The organism is Shinella daejeonensis, assembly GCF_024281235.1.
GTDB lineage: Bacteria > Pseudomonadota > Alphaproteobacteria > Rhizobiales > Rhizobiaceae > Shinella > Shinella daejeonensis.
Map to the genome: position 1 here is coordinate 95,076 of NZ_JAHWXY010000009.1, position 21,015 is coordinate 116,090.

Sequence of the window (21,015 nt, forward strand, 5' to 3'; positions counted from 1 at the left end):
CCGGTAAGCTTGGACAGCGATAGTCACTGCGAGACGATGACGGCGCTGCCTGAAAACGCCTGGTGGCGGTAGGGCGGACCGGGATGTCCGGAATGGTCGTGGGACCGGCAAAGCCGTCATGAGGATGGAGCGACCGGTTGGCAGGATTCACCTGAAAGGCTTTGAAGACGTGGCAATTTCACCCCCCAGCGATTTGGTGCTCGATGTCGTGCGCGCCGCCGATCCGGCCCAGGTGCAGGAAGCGCAGGCCAGGCTGAAGGCCAATCACGCGGCTTTCGCGTCGAAGAGCCTCGCGGATGCCGGCGCCGGATTCCAGGCGGCTGTCGGCGTTCTCAATCGTGACACGGCCGCCCGCGCCACGGATGGCGCGCCGCCGGCGGCCGGGAAAACCGTCGTGCCGGAGCACCTGCACAAGTTCGAGGCGATGGTGTTGCAGAATTTCGTGAAGTCGATGCTGCCGGCGGAAAGCGAAGGCGTCTACGGCAAGGGAACAGCCGGCGAGATGTGGCGCGGCATGCTCGCCGACCAGCTGGGCGAGATGATCGCCAAGGGAGGCGGGATCGGGATCGCCGAAAGCCTCGCGAAGAGCAGCGGCATCGGGGCGGCGTCCCGTGGAGAGCCGGACACCGACCGTATCGCCAGCGGGCTGATCCAGTCGCTCCAGCGCCAGGCCTTCGCCGACCTGACGCCGGGCATCAAGGACGACAACAAGAAAGCATAAGCGGAGAACGATAAAATGGAACAGTCCAGCAACGAACTGCGGATCCGCACCGTCCTCGGACGGCTCGAAACCATCATCGACAGCGAGAACGCCAATATCGGCAACGATCCGGCCTTTGACCTTTCGACATCCAATGCCCACAAGAGCCGCTGCCTCTACGAACTGGCGATGCTGTCGCGTGACGTCGCTGTCGAGGACGTGCCGGCCGCCTTCTCGACGCAGCTTGCGCGGGTGCGCGAAAAGCTGGCGGTCAATGCCCAGCGCGTTTCCGCCCAGCTGGAGGCGGTGCGCGCCGTCGTGTCGCTCCTGAAGAACGCCGTCCAGGACCTTGAGGCCGACGGCACCTATTCGCAGGAACAGTTCCGCCTGGGCTACCAGCCATGATCAAGCTTGTCGGCACCGGCGTCTGGGTGCTCGCCATCACGCTTGCATCGGTCTACGTCTCGCTGAAGATGGCCGCCACGCCGAAGGATGACGCCGAGGCCGCCGCGCGCGCGGCAGCCCTGGAGTTCGTGACCGGCTATGTGACGACGGTGCCGGTCCTCGGGGAAGGGGGCGTCAAGGGCTACCTGATGACGCGCCTTGCCTATAAGGCGAACAAGGAACTGGCGGAAAAGCAGGTCGTGCCGCTGCCCCAGATGATCACCGACGAGCTTTATACGCTGCTCCTCGGTAACCGGCTGATCGACGTCGCGGACACCGGATCATTCGATCTCGATGTCTTCCGCACTACCGTCAGGGACGGGCTGAACAAGCGTTTCGGCGCGGAGGTGATCGACGAGGTCTTCGTGGAGCAGATCGATTACCTGACCACGGCCGGGATCGCGCATCCCTCTCCCAGGCAGGGCGTGACGATCGCTCGCGGCAGCGTGCCCGCCGAAAGCGGCGATTGAGGCCGTATCGCGGGTAGATCTCCGCTTTGCGTCAGGCGGGATGCATATCGTCGTGCAGCTTCGGCTTCCGCAGCTTGTAGCGCAGGACGTGATAGAGAAACAGCGGATTGCCGATCAGATAGCGCCGCCATAGCCGGCTCGGCTCCTGAAGCAGGCGATAGACCCATTCGAGCCGCAGCCTGCGCACGCCGGGCGGTGCGCGTTGCAGGTCTCCGGCGACGAAATCGAACAGCGCGCCGACGCTGATGACCAGCCGGGCATCCTGCGGCCTGACGTGGCGGTCGATCCATTTTTCCTGTGCCGGCGTGCCCATGGCGACCAGCAGGATGTCGGGTTTCTGCATGCTGGCGCGTTCCAGGATCTCGCCGGATTTCGACCGGTCGAAGAAGCCGTCCGAGAGCGGCAGGAACCGGTGCCACGGCGCCAGGCGGCGGAAATTTTCCGCTGCGCGCGCCAGTGTCTCCGGCCGGGTGCCGATCATCGCCACGGTCAGCGGCCGTTCGAGATAAGTCAGGAGGGCCGGTACGAAATCGGTGCCATTGAGATTGGCCGGAAACTTCCGGCCATGGAAAACCAGGGAAGCGATATCGACGCCGTGCCCGTCGGGAAGAACCACCTGACGTTGCAGAACGGCCCGGTATTCCGGATCGCGGATCATCAGATTGGCATTATGCGCGTTGAGGAAGGCGATGACGGTCTGCCCCTCGGCCTGCTGGGCAACCTCGCTGGCGAAGGCGAAGGCCTCTCCCCAGCGCATGCCGCAAACCGGAATACCGAGAATGTCGCGCCGCAGAGCGGCGATCGGCTGTTCGGGCAGGCATTCCATGAACCGTTCCTTCTCGGTCGAAGCCGCATGGCGCGGCGGACGGGCGGAAATCATTCCCGTCCGTGTCGGATCATTCGACTGGCCCGATCTATCAACTTCGTTTGAAGGGCGGGTTAAGGTGAATGGTCGGACTTTCGCCATTATGGCAACGATTTGTTTACCTTGGCCGATTGCCGCGATAAATGTCCGGAAATCCGCGGTCTTTCCGGTATCGGCGGAAGACGGAAAGCCCCCAGGAGCAGCCGTGGCCTGAAAGAACGTGCATCAAAAAAGGATTTTAGGCCCACCAGACGCGGTAGACGAAGCCTTTGCGTTAGCCTTTCATTCATGAAAGGAAAGGCGCCGTTAACGATGGGTTCCCACATTCTCCCGTCCGCCCGCTTGAATTTATCGGATTTGAACAGCATAGGGCGTTGGGAGACCATCCCGCCGTCTTTGTCCTTCATTAGATTGCCCGCAGTTCGCCAGGGAGAGAAATGTGACCACCATTATCGATGGGAAGCAGGTTGCGGCTTCCGTGATTGATGCCGTCAAGTCCGCTGTCGTTGGATTGGAAAAGGATACCAGCCTGAAGCCCGGCCTTGCCGTGGTCATCGTCGGCGACGATCCGGCAAGCCATGCCTATGTTTCCTCCAAGAGCCGCATGGCCAAGGAATGCGGCTTCAACTCCGTCCAGCATACGCTGCCGGAAGAGACCACGCAGGAGGAACTTGCCCGTCTCGTCGCAACGCTGAACGACGATGCGGGCATCCATGGCATTCTCGTCCAGCTTCCCCTGCCGAAGCATCTGGATTCCGAACCGATCATCCAGTCGATCCGGCCGGAAAAGGACGTCGACGGGCTGCATGTCGTCAATGCCGGGAAGGTGGCGACCGGTGATCTCGACGGCGGCCTGGTCTCCTGCACGCCGGCCGGCGCGATGGTCTTCGTGCGCCGGATCCACGGCGACGATCTTTCCGGTATGAACGCCGTGGTCATCGGCCGCTCCAACCTGTTCGGCAAGCCGATGTCGGCGCTGCTTCTGGCCGCCAATGCCACCGTGACGACGGCCCATTCGCGCACGCTCGACCTGCCCTCGGTCTGCCGCAACGCCGATATCCTCGTCGCCGCCGTCGGTCGTCCGGAAATGGTCAAGGCCGACTGGGTCAAGCCGGGCGCGACGGTGATCGACGTCGGTATCAACCGTGTGCCGGCTCCCGACAAGGGGGAGGGCAAATCGCGCCTGGTGGGTGACGTGGCCTTTGAGGAATGCGCGAAAGTGGCAGGCGCCATCACCCCGGTTCCCGGCGGCGTCGGGCCGATGACCATCGCCATGCTGATGGCCAACACCGTCATCGCCGCCTGCCGCAAGGCCGGTCGTACGCCGCCGAAATTCTGAGCGGGACGCATTATCGGACGGCCAGCCCGAAGCCGGCGAGGAACGGCTCGTCCTTCGGGTTTCTGCCGTGCGCGCTTGACGTGCCATGACGTCCAAAGCGCTTTGAATGTCTCCTGTCGGCATAAATCGGTTTCCAAACCGCTTTGATCCTGTAGCATCGGGCGATGTGACGGAAAGATACGGTTTTCACGATTTTGCGCCGTAAAACGCTGTTGCATCACTGGAAGACGACGCACTTCACACCTTTGACCCGTCTTTGACGGGGCCTGGAGGGACGTGGAATGAAGACGGAATCCAAGCGCTTTGGATTCTGCGTCAACGGGAGGTGATTCAGATGAGGAAGACATTAACGATGACGGCGGCCGTCGCCATTCTCATGGCGAGCGGTGCGGCTGCGGCAGACCTCAAGTTCCAGCCGGGGGAGGATTCGAAGTTCAACTGGCAGAGCTTCGAGGATTTCGGCAAGGCCCATGACCTGAAGGGTCAGACGCTCACCATTTTCGGCCCCTGGCGTGGAGAAGACCAGACACTTGCCGAATCCGTACTCGATTATTTCCGCGAGGCGACCGGCGTCGACGTGAAATATTCTTCCTCCGAGAATTACGAACAGCAGATCGTCATCGACACCCAGGCGGGCAGCCCGCCCGATATCGCCATCCTGCCGCAGCCGGGCCTTATCGCGGACCTTGCCTCCAAGGGCTATCTCGTACCGCTCGGCGAGGACACCCGGGACTGGCTTCTCGAAAACTATGCCGCCGGCCGGTCCTGGGTGGACCTGTCGACCTATGAGGACGGCGACGGCAAGGCGCAGCTCTTCGCCCTGCCCTACAAGATCGACGTGAAATCGCTCGTCTGGTATGTGCCGGAGAACTTCGAGGACGCCGGTTACGACGTGCCGAAGACCATGGAAGACCTGAAGGTGCTGACCGGGAGGATCGTCGCCGACGGCGGCATCCCGTGGTGCATCGGGCTCGGTTCGGGCGGAGCGACCGGCTGGCCGGCTACCGATTGGGTCGAGGACCTGATGCTGCGCAGTGCGCCGCCGGAAACCTACGACAAATGGGTGACGAACGAGATTCCCTTCACCGATCCGGTGGTGGTCGGGGCGCTGGACGAATTCGGCTGGTTCGCCAGAAACGACAGCTTCGTCGATGGCGGCGCGGCGGCGGTGGCCTCCACCGATTTCCGTGATAGCCCAAAGGGCCTCTTCACCTCGCCGCCGAAATGTTACCTGCATCATCAGGCCTCCTTCATTCCTTCCTTCTTTCCCGAGGGAACGGTGGTCGGCCAGGATGCGGATTTCTTCTATATGCCGCCCTACGCCGACAAGCCGGAGCTTGGAAATCCGGTCCTCGGCGCCGGCACGCTCGCCATGATCATGCGGGACACGCCCGCCGCCCGCGCCTTCATCGCGTTCCTCAAGACACCGATCGCCCATGAGGTCTGGATGGCGCAGTCGGGTTTCCTGACGCCCTTCAAGAGCGCCAGCAAGGAAACCTACGCCAACGCGCCGTTGAAGAAGCAGGGCGAGATCCTGCTGTCCTCGACGACCTTCCGCTTCGACGGTTCCGACCTGATGCCGGGCAAGATCGGCGCGGGTGCGTTCTGGACCGGCATGGTCGATTTCGTCGGCGGCAAGCCGGCGGCCGACGTCGCGGCCGATATCCAGAAGGCCTGGGACGCCATCAGGTAGCGCGACGGGCCGCCCGGCGTTCGTCGGCCGATTTTCCGGGCACGCCCAAAAGAGAGCCGCAGGCGTTCCGCCTGCCGGCCTCTTGTGCGGGGTGCGAAGCGGAGGAGGGGGTGCGTGAACCAGCTTTTCTATGCCGTCACCACGATGGCCGCGGGAGTTCTGGCCTGTGTCGCCTATTTCTACGTGACCAACCGGCTGCTGGACCGGGTTTTCCTGTCGAAGGGCTTCACCGGCGCGCAGGCGTCGCGCAACCTGCGTCGCGCCAACGCCATCCGGCCGTGGCTGTTCATGGCGCCGGCCATCGTCGCGCTTGCGGTCTATCTCGTCTATCCGGTGTTCGAATCCGTGCGCCTCAGTTTCCACGGCCGCGACGGGCGGGCGTTCGTGGGCCTCGATAATTACCTCTGGATGGTGACGGACGGCGAGTTCCGCCAGTCAATCGTCAACAATTTCCTCTGGCTGCTTGTCGTGCCGGCGCTTTCCACCGTCTTCGGCCTGGTCATCGCCGCGCTGACGGACCGGATCTGGTGGGGCAATCTCGCCCGAACCCTGATTTTCATGCCGATGGCGATTTCGTTCGTCGGCGCCGCCGTCATCTGGAAGTTCGTCTACGACTATCGTTCGGCCGGCAACGAGCAGATCGGCCTCCTGAACGCCCTCGTCGTCTGGCTCGGCGCTGCGCCGGAAGCCTGGATGACCATCCCTTTCTGGAACAATTTCTTCCTCATGGCGATCCTGATCTGGATCCAGACGGGCTTCGCCATGGTGATCCTGTCGGCGGCGTTGCGCGGGATCCCGCAGGAGACCGTCGAGGCGGCGGTCATCGACGGGGCGAACGGCGTGCAGATATTCTTCAGGATCATGGTGCCGCAGATCCGGGGCGCCATCGCCGTCGTCTGGACGACCATCACCATCCTCGTGCTCAAGGTCTTCGATATCGTGCTCGCCATGACCAACGGGCAATGGCAGACGCAGGTTCTCGCCAATCTGATGTTCGACTGGATGTTTCGCGGCGGCGGCGACTTCGGGCGCGGCGCAGCGATCGCCGTCGTCATCATGATGCTCGTCGTTCCGATCATGATCTGGAACATCCGCAACGCGACCCGGGAAACGGAAGGGCGATGAAATGACCGCTTCCGCCCGCTTGCCGCTCGTCTTCGTCGTCCACCTCTCGGTGTTCCTGCTCGTCGTTCTCTGGACAATACCGACGGCGGGCCTGCTGATCTCGTCGCTGCGGGACAAGGATCAGCTTGCCGCCTCCGGCTGGTGGACCGCGTTTTCCACCTCGTCGCAGAATCTGACCGGCCGGGCCGCTTCACCGGAAACGCAGGTGGAGCGGGACGGCGGGTTCGTCGTCGCCGGCAGCCTGCTCGAAGGCGGAAAAAAGGCAAAGGTGTCGGCCTTCGGCGTCCGGCCGATGCAGCCCGCCGCTTTCGAAGCCGGCGCGATCGCCGGGATCGGCGACGGCCGGATGCTGACCGTTCGCGAGGACGGCAGCTACGAACTCGTCTCGCCGGTGCGCATGGAAGGCACGCGCGGCCAGCGTATCTTCTATACGGCCGCCGTGCCGCCGCGTTTCACGCTCGACAATTACCGCGAGGTCCTGTCGGCCGAAGGTATCGGCGCATCCTTCGTCAATTCGCTGACGGTCGCCATCCCCTCGACGGTCATTCCCATCCTCGTCGCCGCCTTCTGCGCCTATGCGCTCGCCTGGATGCGCTTTCCCGGACGGGCCATCCTGATCGCCGTCGTCGTCGGCCTGCTTGTCGTGCCGTTGCAGATGTCGCTGATCCCGCTCCTCAAGCTTTACAACGGGGTCGGGGCCTTCTTCGGCGTGCCGGCCAAGACCTATGTCGGAATCTGGCTTGCGCATATGGGCTTCGGCCTGCCGCTCGCCATCTATCTCCTGCGCAACTACATGGCCGGCCTGCCGCGCGAGATCATGGAATCGGCCCGCATCGACGGCGCCGGCGACTTCGACATCTTCGTGAAGATCGTGCTGCCGCTGTCGTTTCCCGCACTTGCCTCCTTCGCCATCTTCCAGTTCCTCTGGACGTGGAACGATCTCCTTGTGGCGATGGTTTTCCTCGGAACCGGCGATGACGAACTGGTGCTGACCGGACGGCTCGTCAATCTGCTCGGTTCGCGGGGCGGCAACTGGGAAATTCTCACCGCCTCCGCCTTCGTCACCATCGTCGTGCCGCTCGTCGTCTTCTTCAGCCTGCAACGCTATCTCGTGCGCGGCCTGCTGGCCGGCTCGGTCAAGGGCGGCTGAAGAATTTCCGGCGACGGCTGTCGCGCGGACTGAGCGTCCTGGCCCGTAGAGCGGTCAGCTGAACAGCACGCTTGCGCCCTGGTCCGCCGGGCCGGCGATGGCGCGGAAGGGGGCGAAGAGTTCCCGGCCCATGCCGGTTTCGTTGCCGGAAAGATCGGCGGCGGCTTTCGGCCGCGCCGCGAATTCGCCGGCGTCCACGAGAACCTCGATCGTGCCCCGGACGGCGTCCAGACGGATGATATCGCCGTCGCGGATGCGGCCGATCGGACCGTCGTCCGCGGCTTCCGGCGTAACGTGGATGGCGCAGGGTACCTTGCCGGAAGCGCCCGACATGCGCCCGTCGGTCAGGAGCGCCACATGCTGGCCGCGATCCTGAAGAATGCCCAGAACCGTGGTGAGCTGGTGCAGCTCCGGCATGCCGTTGGCCTTCGGACCCTGGAAGCGGACCACGGCGACGAAATCTCCGCCGAGCGCGCCGTTCTTGAAGGCGGCGTGCAGCTCCTGCTGGCCGTGGAAGACCCTGGCCGGAGCCTCGATGATATGACGGTCCGGCTTCACCGCGGAAATCTTGATGACCGCCTTGCCGATATTGCCGGACAGCATCTTCAGGCCGCCCGTCGTGTGGAAAGGCGTTTCGATGCTGGCAAGGATTTTCGCGTCATGGCTCGCCTCGGGCGCGGGTTCGCGACGAACCGAGCCGTCTTCTCCCAGCCGGGGGTCGATCCGGTAGGCGGCAAGGCCCTGGCCGTAGACCGTCCGGACGTCGTCGTGCAGCAGGCCGTGCTTCAGGAGTTCCTGGATCAGGAACCCCATGCCGCCGGCCGCGTGGAAATGGTTCACGTCGGCCAGCCCGTTCGGATAGACGCGGGCGATCAGCGGCACGATGTCGGAAAGCTCGGAAATATCTTGCCAGGTCAGCACGATGCCGGCGGCGCGCGCCATGGCGACGAGGTGCAGCGTGTGGTTCGTCGAGCCGCCCGTCGCGTGCAGGCCGACGACGCCGTTGACGATCGAGCGCTCGTCGATCATCTCGCCGGCCGGGGTGAATTCATTGCCCTGGGCGGTGATGGCCAGCGCCCGCCGGGCCGCTTCCCGCGTCAGCGCGTCGCGCAGCGGCGTTCCGGGATTGATGAAGGAGGCGCCCGGCATGTGGAAACCCATGATCTCCATGAGCATCTGGTTGGAGTTGGCGGTGCCGTAGAAGGTGCAGGTGCCGGGGCCGTGATAGGATTTGGACTCCGCTTCGAGCAGTTCGTCGCGACCCACCTTGCCCTCGGCGTAAAGCTGGCGCACCCGGGCCTTCTCGTCGTTCGGCAGGCCCGAGGTCATCGGCCCGGCCGGAACGAAGACGGCCGGCAGATGACCGAAGGTCAGCGCGGCGATGACGAGCCCCGGCACGATCTTGTCGCAGACGCCGAGATAGACCACCGCGTCGAACATGTTGTGCGAGAGGCCGACGCCGGCCGCCATGGCGATCAGGTCGCGGGAAAACAGCGAAAGCTCCATGCCGGGCTGGCCCTGGGTGACGCCGTCGCACATGGCCGGAACGCCGCCCGCCACCTGCGCCACGCCGCCTGCCTCGCGCGCGGCCTCGCGGATCAGCGCCGGATAGGTCTCGAAAGGCTGATGCGCCGAGAGCATGTCGTTATAGGCGGTGATGATGCCGAGATTGGGTACGCGGTCGCCCGCCAGCGCCTGTTTCTCGGCGGGGGAACAGACGGCAAAGCCGTGGGCGAGATTGCCGCAGCCGAGCACCCCGCGATGCACGCCCGTCGTGGCGGCCGCGCGCACGCGCGTAAGATAGGCTTCGCGCAGCGGCCTTGAGCGTTCGATGATGCGGGCGGTGATGGCTTCGATGCGTTTATCGGCGGACATGGGACGATCCTACCCTCGTTCGATTGGCTTTCCCGCGCCGGCTGGGGGGAGGGAGGCCGCCCGGCGGGCTACGGATCGCGGCCCGGCGTCTTGGTGGAGGACGCCGGAAAAGGCCGGCCATGGCCGGCGCGGGGCCTTAAGGGGCCCAGTATATGTCGACCGGCGTCTGCGCCCGGCGCAGGATGGCCCGGATCGGCATGTCGGCCTCGGGACCGTCGGCCTCGGCGGCCTCCAGCACGTCCTTCTTGCCCTTTCCTTCGATATGAAGCGCCAGAAAGCGGGCATCCTGAAGGCTGGCGAAAGTGAAGGTCAGGCGCGTCTCGCCGGCCCCTTCGGCTTCCATGGTGATCACCCCGCGCGGCGTCGTCGCCGAAATGGCTTCGGCAAGGCGATCGCCACCGGGGAAGAAGGAGGCTGTATGGCCATCCGTTCCCATGCCGAGAATGACGACGTCGAAGGGTTGGCCGATCGTCGCCGTGTCGGCTGTGGCGATCCTTGCAGCTTCCCCGGCATTTTCCGCCGGCCGGTAAAGCGGCAGGAAACGGGCGCGCGCGGCCTTGTCCTGCAACAGGTTTCCGGCGACCAGAAGATGGTTCGAACGCGGATTGTCGGCGGGTACGAAGCGCTCGTCGACAAGCGTGATCGTCACCTTCTCCCAGTCGAGCGACCGGGTCGACAGCGCCTTGAAAAAAGCCTTGGGTGTGGAGCCGCCGGAGACCGCGAGGCTCGCCGCTCCACGCGCGGCGATACCGCCGGCAAGCGTTTCGGCGACCTTGTCGGCCAGCGCTTCGGCCAGGATCGCGCTATCGGCGAAGGGATGCAATGTCACGCTCATGGCCTGTCCTTATGTTTCATGCCAGGTCCGGCCGTCGCGCTCGATGAGGGCGATGGCCTGGCTTGGCCCCCAGGTGCCGGCGGTATAGCCCTGCGCCTGCTGGCCGGTGGTTTCCCAGGCGGTCAGGATGGGGTCGATCCATTTCCAGGCGGCCTCGACCTCGTCGCGGCGCATGAAGAGCGTCTGGTTGTTGCGGATCACGTCGAGCAGCAGCCGCTCGTAGGCGTCGGCGTTGCGGGCGTCGAAGGCCTCGGCGAAACTCATGTCGAGCGAAACGTTGCGAAGCCGCATGCCGCCCGGGCCGGGATCCTTGATCATCAGCGACTGCTTGACGCCATCGTCGGGTTGCAGGCGGATGATGAGCTGGTTCTGTCCGATCCGCCCGGCGGATGGATCGAAGATCGAGTGAGGGATCGGCTTGAAGGTGATGACGATCTCCGACATGCGCGTGGCAAGCCGCTTGCCGGTGCGGATGTAGAAGGGCACGCCCGCCCAGCGCCAGTTGCCGATTTCCGCCTTGATGGCGACGAAGGTTTCCGTATTGGAAACGCCGCCTTCCAGTTCTTCCAGATAGCCCTTGACCGGCCCGCCGGCCGAGGCGCCGGCGCGATACTGGCCGCGCACGGTCAGCCGCTCGACATTGTACTGGTCGATGGGTTTCAGCGCGCGCAAGACCTTGAGCTTTTCGTCGCGCACCGCTTCGGCGTCCATGGAAGAGGGCACCTCCATGGCGACGAGGCAGAGAAGCTGGAGGATATGGTTCTGCACCATGTCGCGCAGCGCGCCCGCCTTGTCGTAGTAGCCGGCGCGGCTTTCGAGCCCCACCGCTTCGGCTACCGTGATCTGGACATGGTCGATATGGGAGGAATTCCAGAGCGGCTCGTAAAGGGCGTTGGCAAAGCGCAGCGCCATCAGGTTCTGCACCGTCTCCTTGCCGAGATAGTGGTCGATGCGGAAGATCTGTTCTTCGTGGAAAACCTTGCCGATCGTGTTGTTGAGATCGTTGGCCGAGGCGAGATCGCGACCGATCGGCTTTTCGACGACGATGCGGGTCTGTTTGGTGATCAGCTTGTGATCGCGGATCTTTTCCGAAATGTCGCCGAAGATCGTGGGCGCGACCGCCAGATAGAAGGCGCGGACCCGGTCCCTGCCCTCGTCGAGCAACGCCTTCAGCTTGTCCCACCCCTGATCGGACTTTGCGTCGACCGGCACGTAGAACAGCCGCTGACAGAAGGTCTTCACCTGCGCTTCGTCGTAGTCGTCGGCTGCCAGATGTTCCTTCAGCGCGTCGACGGCGAACTTGCGGTAGTCCTCGTCGCTATAGGCCGTGCGCGACGCGCCGATGATGCGGGTCGGATCGGTAAGCTGGCCGGCCACCTGCCGGTGATAGAGGGCCGGAAGGAGCTTGCGTTCGGCAAGGTCGCCGGTTCCGCCGAAGACGACATAGTCGAAAGGGTCAACGGGAATGATCTGGCTGCTCATCGGATATCTCGATCTTGTAGGTGTTGCCGGAGTTATAATCTAATCGATTTAAAAACGCCAGAGCGCAAAGCGACAAAATCGCGACCTCCGACGCTGTCAGAGTTTGTCGCGCAGTGCATACCATGTGAGCGCAAGAAACAGGAGTGGCGAGCGGAACCGCGGCCCGCCCGGAAACGACGGGATCTTCAGGGCTTTCAGGTGATCCAGTTCGCGGCTGCCGCCGGTTGCCTCTTCCGCGTAGAGCTTGCCGCAATAGTTGGAGAGCATCACGCCGTGGCCGGAAAAGCCGCCGATGGAGGTGATGCCGGGCATGACTTCGCGCACGAAGGGCTGCCGCGGCAGGGTGATGCCGACCGAGCCGCCCCAGGCGTGGGCGATGTCGATCTCACCCAGTTCGGGATAGATTTCCGCGATCTGGCGGCGAATGTGCCGGGAAATGTCGCGCGGATTGTCCGCCGTATAGGCCTCGCGCCCGCCGAACAGCAGGCGCCCGTCGCGGCTCTTGCGGAAATAGCGCACCACGAAGCGGGAGTCGGCGATGGACTCGCCGCCCGGAATGATCGAGGGAAAGGCGTCGAGCACCGGCGTCGCACCGATGAACGAGCGGATCGGCATGACGCGTGCGGCCGTTTGCGGCTCCAGGTCGCCGATATGGCCGTTGCAGGCGATCAGCGCCCTGTCCGCCCGGATCGTGCCGCGCGACGTGGTGATGACGGCCTTGCCGTCGCTGCGGGCGATCTTCAGGGCCGGCGTCTGCTCGTGCAGAACGGCGCCCGCGGCGCTGGCGGCGCTGGCGATGCCCACCACCAGCTTCATCGGATGGATATGGCCGGTGCCGGTGTCGCGCAGGCCGAAGAGATAGAAGGAGGAGCCGACGCGCTCCCGAGTTTCGGCCTGGTCCATGAAGGAGACATGCTCGTAGCCGTAGCGTTCGGCGATCGCTGGCGCTTCGCGATAGTCCTTCTCGTAGCTTTTCTTGTGGCAGACGTTGAGCTGGCCGGGCATATATTCGATGTCGAGATCACGTTCCCGGGCGAAGTCGAGGATGTAACGCTTGGCGTTTTCCGCAAGGTCGAACAGCGCCTTGGAGCGCTCGAAGCCGAGCTGCGCTTCCAGTTCGGCCGGCTCGGCGCGCTGGCCGGTGCCGAGCTGGCCGCCGTTGCGGCCGGATGCGCCGTCGCCGAAGCGATGGGCGTCGATCAGCACGACGCCCACCCCCTTGCGGGCAAGCGTGTAGGCGGCCTGGAGACCGGTGAAGCCGCCGCCGACGATGGCGACGTCGGTGGTCGTGGAGCCGTCGAGCGGCGCATATTCGGGACGCGCGTCGACGGTGGTTTCATACCAGGAGATTCCGGGGGAAATCGGGCTTTGCCAGGGCATGGGTGCGTTCTCGCAAATGGCGTTGAGGCAGCGGCGCAGGGTGCGGGCCGTGCGCCGGCAAGGTGTCGGCGGGCGTTGTCCGCCCGCCGGCGGTTCTGGAGCAATCCCGGCAGAAGCGGGAACCGGCTTTGCGTCCGGAATTGCCCTGATATATCGCTTTTCCCGCATTATCCGACGCCGAGGCGATCCCGCTTCGGCTGGAAATGCTCTAGACGTTCAAGAGCAGGAACTCGCGTTCCCAGGGGCTGATCACCTGCATGAAGGTCTCGAACTCGCCGCGCTTGACGCCGGCGTAAAGCCCGATGAACTCCGCGCCCAGAACCTCTTCCAGCGCCGGATCGGATTCGAGCAGCGCCACGGCCTCCAGCAGGCCGCGCGGCAGGTCGATCGATCCTTCGTTGGCCGTATCTTCCGTCGGCGGGCTCGGCTCGATCTGGTTCATGATGCCGAGCAGGCCGCACCCGAGCGAGGCGGCCAGCGCCAGATAGGGATTGGCGTCGGATCCCGGCAGGCGGTTTTCGATGCGGCGCGAGCTGGCGTCGGACACCGGAACCCGGAAGGCCGTTGTGCGGTTGTCGTAACCCCAGGCGTTATTGACCGGCGCGGCCATGTCGGGGGTCAGCCGGCGATAGGAATTCACATAGGGCGCCATCATCGCCAGCGTCTTCGGCACATAGACCTGCATGCCGCCGATGAAATGGAAGAATTCCCGCGACGGCGAATCGTCCGGATTGGAAAAGATGTTCCGGCCGCTTTCGATCTCCACCACCGACTGGTGGATATGCATCGCCGATCCCGCCTGGCCCTGCATCGGCTTGGCCATGAAGGTGGCGTAGATGCCGTGCTTCAGCGCCGCCTCGCGGATGGTGCGCTTGAACAGGAAGACCTGGTCGGCAAGTTCGATCGGATCGCCGTGGCGCAGGTTGATCTCCAGCTGCGCCGGCCCTTCCTCGTGGATCAGCGTATCGATCTCGAGACCCTGTTTCTCGGAGAAATGGTAGATATCGTCGATCAGTTCGTCAAATTCGTTGATGCCGGCGATGGAATAGCCCTGTCCGCCGACGATCGACCGGCCGGACCGGCCCTTCGGCGGGCGCAGCGGATAGTCGGGATCGTCGTTCATGGCGACGAGATAAAATTCGATCTCGGGCGCCACGACGGGCTTCCACCCCCGGTTGCCATACATGGCGACGACGTTCTTCAGGACGTTGCGCGGCGTATAGGGCACGTTTTCGCCGGTGGAGCCGACGATGTCGCAGATCACCTGAGCCGTCGGATCGCTTTCCCAGGGGACGACCGAAAGGGTCGAGAGATCGGGCACCAGCTTGAGGTCGCTGTCGCGGGGCTCATAGCGGAAATTTCCGGTCTCTTCGGGATAATCGCCCGAGATCGTGTGACGGTAGAGCGCCGAGGGAAGGGCGAGCGAGGTGTTGGAGGTGAATTTCGAGGTCGGCATCATCTTGCCGCGCGGCACGCCGGCAAGGTCCGGCGTGATGCATTCGATGTCCTCGATACCCCGGGCGCGCAGCCAGGATGCGGCTTCCTTCCAGGTCTTGACCCCACGTGGCACGCTGAGGGAGGGAGGGATTTTGGCGGAGCGTGCGGATTTTTCGATTGCGGGGGCTAAGACTCGCTTCCTGGGCGGCATGGGACACCGGTGGTTGTTGACGATGGGTCATCATAGCCGGAGTTTACTGCTTGGCTAGGGGGCCTCCGGCGGGCAGATCCCCGATTTCTTTAGGATAAGGCCACTTTCTCCGCCCGGTTGACATTATCGCGCATTCGCCGAAAGAGGGCGCGAACGGAGAGCGTGAACATGGCGGAACGGCGGGACGTCGTCATCATCGGGGCGGGGGCGGCAGGGATGATGTGCGCCATCGAGGCGGGCAAGCGTGGGCGAAGCGTGCTCGTCCTCGACCATGCCCGTGCGCCGGGCGAGAAGATCCGTATTTCCGGCGGCGGGCGTTGCAACTTCACCAATCTTCATGCCGGACCGAAGAACTTCCTTTCCGCCAATCCGCATTTCTGCAAGTCGGCGCTTGCCCGCTACGGCCCGCACGATTTTCTCGATCTCGTGGAACGCCATGGCATCGCCTGGCACGAAAAGACGCTGGGCCAGCTTTTCTGCGACCAGTCGTCCAGACAGATCGTGGCGATGCTGCTGGCCGAAATGAAGGCGGCCGGTGTCGCGTTGCGGCTGTCGACGCCGGTCGCCGCGGTCGGCCATGACGGTTCCGTCTTCCGCGTCGAGACGGAAGCGGGCGTCGTGGAGACGGCGTCGCTGGTGATCGCCACCGGCGGCAAGTCCATTCCGAAAATGGGTGCGACGGGTTTTGCCTATCGCATCGCCGAGCAGTTCGGCCTCACGGTTCTCGAAACGCGGGCGGGACTGGTGCCGCTGACCCTCGATCCGGCGACGCTTTCCGCGCACGAGGGCCTGCCGGGCGTGGCCGTTGACGTTGCCGTCCGCCATGGGCGCACGGAATTTCGCGAGGCGATGCTGTTCACCCATCGCGGCCTGTCCGGCCCCGCCATCCTGCAAATCTCCTCCTATTGGCGCGAGGGCGAGGAAATCGCCCTGTCCATTCGCCCCGATGTCGATTTTGCCGCCCTATTGGCGCAGGCGCGGCGGCAGAACGGCCGTCAGGCGGTGCAGACCGTGCTGTCGGAGCATGTTCCGAAGGCGCTCGCGCAACGTCTCGTCGCCGATCTCGGCATCGGGGGATCGCTCGCCGAACAGCCAGCCGCACGCATCGAGGCGCTGGTGCGGCGGTTCCGCGACTGGCGGCTGCGGCCGCCGGGCTCGGAAGGATACCGTACGGCGGAGGTGACGCTCGGCGGTGTCGATACCGCCGCGCTCGATTCCCGCAGTATGGAGGCAAGGGCGGTGCCGGGCCTTTACTTCATCGGCGAGGCGGTGGATGTCACCGGCTGGCTCGGCGGCTACAATTTCCAGTGGGCCTGGGCCTCCGGCCATGCGGCGGGTCAGGTCGCCTGAGCCGGCCCGGGTGTTCGAGGCGCGCTTGCGGCAAGGATTTGCCGTAGCCTGAAGGCCCGGATTACGCCGGACCTTCCTGTCGTCCGGCAATGCCGGCCGTCAGCCGCGGCCCTGGGTGAGGACGACCGGGATCAGCAGATCGCCCCAGTTGCCCTCGCCGCCGTGGTGGCGGGCGGAGCGGACGAGTTCGACCGAAACGCCGGCCTCCACCGCCTTCATGACGGACTGGTTGAGGCGGTGCAGGTCGTTGGCCACCATGCGGATCATCGCCTGCTGGTCGGGGGTCATGGCGGAGGACTGTTCTTCCGCCCGTTCCTTGACGCGTGTCTGGACTGTCATGACGTCTTTCCTCTTCTGATGGCTGTGTGGGGCGCGGCGGCGGCTATTCGGCAGCCGGGCGGAACTGGTCCCGTTCGGTGGATTCCTGCATGGCGGTGGTCGAGGACCTGCCGCCGGTGATCGCCATCGTCACGGCGTCGAAATAGCCGGTGCCGACCTCGCGCTGATGCTTGGTCGCGGTATAGCCATCGGCCTCCGATGCGAATTCGGCCTGTTGCAGTTCCGAATAGGCGGCCATCTGTCGGTCTCTATATCCACGCGCCAGTTCGAACATGCCGTGATTGAGCTGGTGGAAGCCGGCCAGCGTGATGAACTGGAACTTGTAGCCCATCGCGCCCAGTTCTCGCTGGAACCTGGCGATGGTCGCGTCGTCGAGGTTCTTCTTCCAGTTGAAGGAAGGCGAGCAATTATAGGCCAGCAGCTTGCCGGGATGGGCCTTGTGCACGGCCTCGGCGAAGGTGCGGGCCTGTTCGAGGTCCGGCTTGCCGGTCTCCATCCAGATCAGGTCGCAATGGGGCGCATAGGCGATGGCGCGGGCGATGCAGGGCTCGATACCGTTGCGGACATTGTAGAAGCCCTCGACCGTGCGGCCGGCGTCCTGATCGACGAAAGGCCGGTCGCGCTCGTCGATATCGGAAGTGAGCAGCTTGGCCGCTTCCGCATCGGTGCGGGCGATGAGCAGCGTCGGCACGCCCATGACGTCGGCGGCAAGGCGCGCGGCGTCGAGATTGCGGATATGGGCGGCGGTGGGGATCAGCACCTTGCCGCCGAGGTGACCGCACTTCTTCTCCGAGGCGAGCTGATCTTCGAAGTGGACGCCGGCGGCGCCCGCCTCGATGAAGGCCTTCATGATCTCGAAGGCGTTGAGCGGGCCGCCGAAGCCGGCTTCCGCGTCGGCGACGATCGGCGCGAACCAGGTCTCGACGGACAGGCCATTACCCTCGGCGGTCTCGATCTGGTCGGCGCGCTGAAGCGTACGGTTGATGCGCTTTGCAAGCTCCGGCGCGGCATTGGCCGGATAAAGCGACTGGTCGGGATACATGGCGGAGGCGGTATTGGCATCGGCGGCGACCTGCCAGCCGGAAAGATAGATCGCCTTCAGCCCGGCGCGGACCATCTGCATGGCCTGATTGCCCGAGAGCGCGCCCAGCGCGTTGACGAAGTCCTCCTCGTGGATCAGCTTCCACAGCCGGTTCGCGCCGTTTTCGGCAAGCGTATGCCGGATCCGGACCGAGCCGCGCAGTCGCTCGACATCGGCCGGAGCATAAGGACGCTCGATCCCGTCGAAGCGGCCTTCCGGTGCGCCCGGGATGAGTTTGTAAAAATCTGTCATTCGATCCTCCATCGATTGTATCGCTCTGTTTGACGACAAGGCCGCTGAATGCGTTCGTCGCTGGATAATATGTGACAGTATTTACATCGCAGCGCACAAAGGCGCGATAGGAAAGCGAAAAACCCACCTTATAAAGAAGTTATGATGTCTTGTGTTTGTCGAGTTCCACATGTAAAAAAGTAAAGATTGTAAATTTCGCCATTTGACGCTTGCCTGAAGAGATGTAAGGAATTTTGACGGATGGCGGAAAACAAGATCTTCGCCGGCCCCCGGATCCGGCGCATTCGCAATGCGCTCGGCCTGACCCAGACCGCGATGGCCGAGGAATTGTCGATCTCGCCGTCCTACCTGAACCTCATCGAGCGCAACCAGCGGCCGCTGACGGTGCAGCTCCTGCTGCGGCTCGCCTCCGTCTACAAGGTCGATCTCGATGAGTTGCAGGGTGAAAGCCGCGGCAGCGTCCGGGCGTTGCGCGAGGTTTTCGCCGATCCGCTTCTCGCCGGCGAATTGCCCGGCGATCACGAACTCGTCGAACTGGCGGAGGCCGCGCCGAATGTCGCCGGCGGCGTCCTGAAGCTTTACCGCGCCTATCGCGAGCAGGCCGGGCGATTGTCCGACCTGGCCGAACTTCTGGCGCGGGAGGGCCGGGGCGCCGTGCTGTCGGGAGCGCTTCTGCCGCTGGACGAGGTGCGTGGCAAGCTGGAAGTCCGGCCGAACTATTTTGCAGCGATCGACGAGGCGGCGGAACGCTTTCATGCAGCCCTTGCCCCCGGAGACGACCTCGCCGCCGCGCTGAAGGCGTGGCTGCGCAAGGAGCATGGCGTCGTCCTGCGTACCCTGCCGGTCCATGCCATGCCGACGCTGCGGCGGCGCTTCGACCGCCATTCCATGCGGTTGTTCCTGTCGGAGCGCCTGTCGCCTTTCGACCAGTTGCGCGAGATCGCCATGGAGGCGACGCAGATCGCCCTGCGGGACGAAATCCTTGCCGAACTGGATCTTCTGGCCCTTTCCACGGACGAGGCGCGCCGCATCGCCCGTTTCGAACTGGCGCGCTATGCCGCCCATGCGCTGATGATGCCCTATGAGGCCTTCCACGCCACGGCGCAGCGCCTCCGCTACGATATCGACCTGCTGCGCTCGCGTTTCGGCGTTTCCTTCGAGCAGGCGGCCAATCGGGTGACGACGTTGCAGCGACCGGGCAAGGCCGGCGTTCCCTTCTTCCTGCTGGAGATCGACAATGCCGGGCATCGGTTCCGCCGCGCCGGTGCGCAGGGTTTTCCGCAGGCGCGCTTCGGCGGCGGCTGTCCCCGGCTTGGCGTCCATGCCGCTTTTTCCCAGCCGGGCCAGATCCTCGTCGACCGGGTGGAGATGCCGGACGGGCTTTCCTTCCTCACGGTTTCGCGCACCCTCGAGGGGCCGCAGGCCGCCTTCCACGAGCGGTTGCGCCGCACCGCGATCCTCCTGGGTTGCGAAGCGGACCATGCGGGCGAAACGGTCTATGCCGCGGGCTCCGCGGAAAATGCGGCCATTCCCGTCGGTGCGGCCTGTCGGCTGTGCGAGCGGCAGGGATGTCTTGCGCGGGCCGAGCCGCCTGTCACACGGCCGCTAGGTCTCGATGAGATGGTGGCGGGCCTCAGCCTTTTCGACTTCCAGTAAGTTTAGGCTTGATTTCCGTCACCGATGCGGGCCACATATGATACAAAGACTGCCAATGTGATACCAAAACCAAAGCCTTTCGCAATGGAATGAAACTTGTCGCGACCAAAAAAAGCTTCATAATCAGCGACTGTTCCTCATGCGATTTCACAGGCGCAAGTTTAAAACCGGGAGAAAATCTATGAAGAGAAACGTTCTTTTGGCGGCCGTTGCGGCGGGTGCCCTGCTGGCCGCCGGCAGCGCCTTCGCACAGGAGAAAGTCGTCAACGTCTACAACTGGTCGGACTATATCGATGCGTCGATCATTGACGACTTCACCAAGGAAACCGGCATCAAGGTCGTCTACGACGTCTATGATTCCAACGAGATCCTCGAGACCAAGCTCCTGGCGGGCGGCACCGGCTATGATATCGTCGTGCCGACCAACACCTTCCTGCAACGCCAGATCGCAGCCGGTGTCTATCAGAAACTCGACAAGTCGAAGCTGCCGAACCTGAAGAACATGTGGGACATGATCAGCGAGCGCATGCAGCCGTTCGACCCCGGCAACGAATATTCGATCAACTGGATGTGGGGCACCGTCGGCATCGGCTATAACAAGGCCAAGGTGAAGGAAGCTCTCGGCACCGACGAAGTCGATAGCTGGAAGATGGTCTTCGACCCGGAATACGCCGCCAAGCTCAAGGATTGCGGCATCAACTTCCTCGATTCGCCGACCGACATGATCCCGGTGGTGCTCGCCTATCTCGGGCTTGATCCCGACAGCCACGAGCCGGAAGATATCGCCAAGGCCGAAGAAGCGCTCCTCAAGGTGCGTCCTTTCGTCCGCAAGTTCCACTCCTCGGAATTCATCAACGGTCTGGCCAATGGCGACATCTGCATCGCGGTCGGCTGGTCGGGCGATGTCTTCCAGGCGCGCGACCGGGCCGATGAGGCCGAAAACGGCGTCGAACTGGGCTACAGCATTCCGAAGGAAGGCACGCAGATGTGGTTCGACCAGATGGCGATCCCCGCCGATGCGCCGCATGTCGACGAAGCGCACGCCTTCCTCGATTACGTCATGCGGCCGGAGGTGATCGCCAAGTCGACGGAATACGTCCATTACGCCAATGGCAACAAGGCGTCGCAGGCGATCCTGCCGGCGGACATCATCGAAGACCCGACGATCTATCCGGATGAGGAGACGCTCGCCAAGCTCTTCAGCAACACCACGCTGGACGCCAAGACCCAGCGCCTGTTCACGCGAACCTGGACCAGGGTCGTGACCGGGCAGTAGCCCTTGGGATGTGGATTGCCCGGAAGCTCGCTTCCGGGCAATTTCGTCCGCATGC

At 64.0% G+C, this 21,015-nt stretch carries 19 protein-coding genes; 11 read left to right on the forward strand and 8 right to left on the reverse strand.

Annotated features, from left to right (window positions below; all coding sequences use genetic code 11):
* The first annotated feature begins 169 nt into the window (after positions 1–169).
* Genes KYK29_RS18075 through KYK29_RS18085 form a run of 3 tightly spaced genes read left to right on the forward strand, consistent with a single transcriptional unit; the run spans position 170 to position 1,614 of the window.
* A complete protein-coding gene (locus KYK29_RS18075) occupies positions 170–721 on the forward strand; it encodes a rod-binding protein (RefSeq protein WP_254692289.1) in 552 nt (183 codons plus the stop codon).
* A 15-nt stretch (positions 722–736) separates the two neighbouring features.
* The gene (locus tag KYK29_RS18080; RefSeq protein WP_254692290.1) at positions 737–1,105 is read left to right on the forward strand and encodes a hypothetical protein; all 369 of its coding nucleotides are present in this window, start codon (positions 737–739) and stop codon (positions 1,103–1,105) included.
* Complete coding sequence (locus KYK29_RS18085; RefSeq protein ID WP_254692291.1) at positions 1,102–1,614, forward strand: hypothetical protein; 513 nt, start codon at positions 1,102–1,104, stop codon at positions 1,612–1,614. Before KYK29_RS18080 ends, KYK29_RS18085 begins: the two co-directional genes overlap by 4 nt.
* Before the next feature lie 31 nt (positions 1,615–1,645).
* Here KYK29_RS18085 and KYK29_RS18090 read toward each other — a convergent pair whose 3' ends face one another.
* Positions 1,646–2,440, reverse strand: coding sequence for a WecB/TagA/CpsF family glycosyltransferase (locus KYK29_RS18090; protein WP_254692292.1), 795 nt, complete (start codon positions 2,438–2,440; stop codon positions 1,646–1,648).
* Here KYK29_RS18090 and KYK29_RS18095 point away from each other — a divergent pair.
* The 5 genes from KYK29_RS18095 (at position 2,439) to KYK29_RS18115 (ending at position 7,786) form a co-directional block, all read left to right on the forward strand.
* Positions 2,439–2,693 (forward strand): hypothetical protein, encoded by a 255-nt coding sequence (locus KYK29_RS18095; RefSeq protein ID WP_254692293.1) that lies wholly within the window; start codon positions 2,439–2,441, stop codon positions 2,691–2,693. The two genes, KYK29_RS18090 and KYK29_RS18095, sit on opposite strands and share 2 nt — an antisense overlap.
* A 225-nt stretch (positions 2,694–2,918) precedes the next feature.
* A complete protein-coding gene (gene folD / locus KYK29_RS18100; RefSeq protein ID WP_254692294.1) occupies positions 2,919–3,818 on the forward strand; it encodes a bifunctional methylenetetrahydrofolate dehydrogenase/methenyltetrahydrofolate cyclohydrolase FolD in 900 nt (299 codons plus the stop codon).
* 334 nt (positions 3,819–4,152) lie between these two features.
* On the forward strand, positions 4,153–5,511 hold the full coding sequence (locus KYK29_RS18105) for an ABC transporter substrate-binding protein (RefSeq protein ID WP_254692295.1): 1,359 nt from the start codon (positions 4,153–4,155) through the stop codon (positions 5,509–5,511).
* A 114-nt stretch (positions 5,512–5,625) separates the two neighbouring features.
* The gene (locus tag KYK29_RS18110) at positions 5,626–6,636 is read left to right on the forward strand and encodes a carbohydrate ABC transporter permease (RefSeq protein ID WP_254692296.1); all 1,011 of its coding nucleotides are present in this window, start codon (positions 5,626–5,628) and stop codon (positions 6,634–6,636) included.
* Between the two features lies 1 nt (position 6,637).
* Entirely contained in the window at positions 6,638–7,786 is a 1,149-nt protein-coding gene (locus tag KYK29_RS18115) for a carbohydrate ABC transporter permease (protein WP_254692297.1), read from the forward strand.
* A gap of 54 nt (positions 7,787–7,840) precedes the next feature.
* Here the strand turns inward: KYK29_RS18115 and edd are convergent, their stop codons facing one another.
* The 5 genes from edd to KYK29_RS18140 form a co-directional block, all read right to left on the reverse strand.
* Positions 7,841–9,661 (reverse strand): phosphogluconate dehydratase, encoded by a 1,821-nt coding sequence (gene edd / locus KYK29_RS18120; RefSeq protein ID WP_254692298.1) that lies wholly within the window; start codon positions 9,659–9,661, stop codon positions 7,841–7,843.
* A gap of 136 nt (positions 9,662–9,797) precedes the next feature.
* Positions 9,798–10,496: a 6-phosphogluconolactonase gene (gene pgl, locus KYK29_RS18125; RefSeq protein ID WP_254692299.1), complete on the reverse strand. Its 699-nt coding sequence runs from the start codon at positions 10,494–10,496 to the stop codon at positions 9,798–9,800.
* 9 nt (positions 10,497–10,505) lie between these two features.
* On the reverse strand, positions 10,506–11,978 hold the full coding sequence (gene zwf / locus KYK29_RS18130) for a glucose-6-phosphate dehydrogenase (protein ID WP_254692300.1): 1,473 nt from the start codon (positions 11,976–11,978) through the stop codon (positions 10,506–10,508).
* Positions 11,979–12,074: 96 nt separating this feature from the next.
* A complete protein-coding gene (locus tag KYK29_RS18135; RefSeq protein WP_254692301.1) occupies positions 12,075–13,358 on the reverse strand; it encodes an NAD(P)/FAD-dependent oxidoreductase in 1,284 nt (427 codons plus the stop codon).
* 208 nt (positions 13,359–13,566) lie between these two features.
* On the reverse strand, positions 13,567–15,006 hold the full coding sequence (locus KYK29_RS18140) for a glutamine synthetase family protein (protein WP_254692302.1): 1,440 nt from the start codon (positions 15,004–15,006) through the stop codon (positions 13,567–13,569).
* Positions 15,007–15,174: 168 nt separating this feature from the next.
* On the opposite strand from KYK29_RS18140, the gene KYK29_RS18145 reads away from it, so the two are divergent.
* On the forward strand, positions 15,175–16,356 hold the full coding sequence (locus KYK29_RS18145; protein ID WP_254692303.1) for a BaiN/RdsA family NAD(P)/FAD-dependent oxidoreductase: 1,182 nt from the start codon (positions 15,175–15,177) through the stop codon (positions 16,354–16,356).
* 99 nt (positions 16,357–16,455) lie between these two features.
* Here KYK29_RS18145 and KYK29_RS18150 read toward each other — a convergent pair whose 3' ends face one another.
* Together KYK29_RS18150 and aceA are read right to left on the reverse strand one after the other, a co-directional pair.
* Positions 16,456–16,695, reverse strand: coding sequence for an SMc00767 family acetate metabolism repressor (locus KYK29_RS18150; protein WP_254692304.1), 240 nt, complete (start codon positions 16,693–16,695; stop codon positions 16,456–16,458).
* 43 nt (positions 16,696–16,738) lie between these two features.
* The gene (aceA, locus tag KYK29_RS18155; protein WP_254692305.1) at positions 16,739–18,028 is read right to left on the reverse strand and encodes an isocitrate lyase; all 1,290 of its coding nucleotides are present in this window, start codon (positions 18,026–18,028) and stop codon (positions 16,739–16,741) included.
* A 240-nt stretch (positions 18,029–18,268) separates the two neighbouring features.
* On the opposite strand from aceA, the gene KYK29_RS18160 reads away from it, so the two are divergent.
* A complete protein-coding gene (locus KYK29_RS18160) occupies positions 18,269–19,684 on the forward strand; it encodes a helix-turn-helix domain-containing protein (protein WP_254692306.1) in 1,416 nt (471 codons plus the stop codon).
* Positions 19,685–19,865: 181 nt separating this feature from the next.
* Positions 19,866–20,960 (forward strand): polyamine ABC transporter substrate-binding protein, encoded by a 1,095-nt coding sequence (locus tag KYK29_RS18165; RefSeq protein WP_254692307.1) that lies wholly within the window; start codon positions 19,866–19,868, stop codon positions 20,958–20,960.
* Positions 20,961–21,015: the final 55 nt, after the last annotated feature.

Excerpts from the sequence above, each read along its gene's own strand:
- KYK29_RS18090 (WP_254692292.1), bottom strand. The coding sequence starts at position 2,440 with ATGGAATGCCTGCCCGAACAGCCGATCGCCGCTCTGCGGCGCGACATT.
- KYK29_RS18115 (WP_254692297.1), top strand. The coding sequence starts at position 6,638 with ATGACCGCTTCCGCCCGCTTGCCGCTCGTCTTCGTCGTCCACCTCTCG.
- KYK29_RS18165 (WP_254692307.1), top strand. The coding sequence starts at position 19,866 with ATGAAGAGAAACGTTCTTTTGGCGGCCGTTGCGGCGGGTGCCCTGCTG.
- KYK29_RS18160 (WP_254692306.1), top strand. The coding sequence starts at position 18,269 with ATGGCGGAAAACAAGATCTTCGCCGGCCCCCGGATCCGGCGCATTCGC.
- KYK29_RS18085 (WP_254692291.1), top strand. The coding sequence starts at position 1,102 with ATGATCAAGCTTGTCGGCACCGGCGTCTGGGTGCTCGCCATCACGCTT.
- aceA (WP_254692305.1), bottom strand. The coding sequence starts at position 18,028 with ATGACAGATTTTTACAAACTCATCCCGGGCGCACCGGAAGGCCGCTTC.
- KYK29_RS18150 (WP_254692304.1), bottom strand. The coding sequence starts at position 16,695 with ATGACAGTCCAGACACGCGTCAAGGAACGGGCGGAAGAACAGTCCTCC.
- KYK29_RS18095 (WP_254692293.1), top strand. The coding sequence starts at position 2,439 with ATGAACCGTTCCTTCTCGGTCGAAGCCGCATGGCGCGGCGGACGGGCG.
- pgl (WP_254692299.1), bottom strand. The coding sequence starts at position 10,496 with ATGAGCGTGACATTGCATCCCTTCGCCGATAGCGCGATCCTGGCCGAA.
- zwf (WP_254692300.1), bottom strand. The coding sequence starts at position 11,978 with ATGAGCAGCCAGATCATTCCCGTTGACCCTTTCGACTATGTCGTCTTC.
- KYK29_RS18145 (WP_254692303.1), top strand. The coding sequence starts at position 15,175 with ATGGCGGAACGGCGGGACGTCGTCATCATCGGGGCGGGGGCGGCAGGG.
- edd (WP_254692298.1), bottom strand. The coding sequence starts at position 9,661 with ATGTCCGCCGATAAACGCATCGAAGCCATCACCGCCCGCATCATCGAA.
- KYK29_RS18140 (WP_254692302.1), bottom strand. The coding sequence starts at position 15,006 with ATGCCGCCCAGGAAGCGAGTCTTAGCCCCCGCAATCGAAAAATCCGCA.
- KYK29_RS18135 (WP_254692301.1), bottom strand. The coding sequence starts at position 13,358 with ATGCCCTGGCAAAGCCCGATTTCCCCCGGAATCTCCTGGTATGAAACC.
- KYK29_RS18105 (WP_254692295.1), top strand. The coding sequence starts at position 4,153 with ATGAGGAAGACATTAACGATGACGGCGGCCGTCGCCATTCTCATGGCG.
- KYK29_RS18080 (WP_254692290.1), top strand. The coding sequence starts at position 737 with ATGGAACAGTCCAGCAACGAACTGCGGATCCGCACCGTCCTCGGACGG.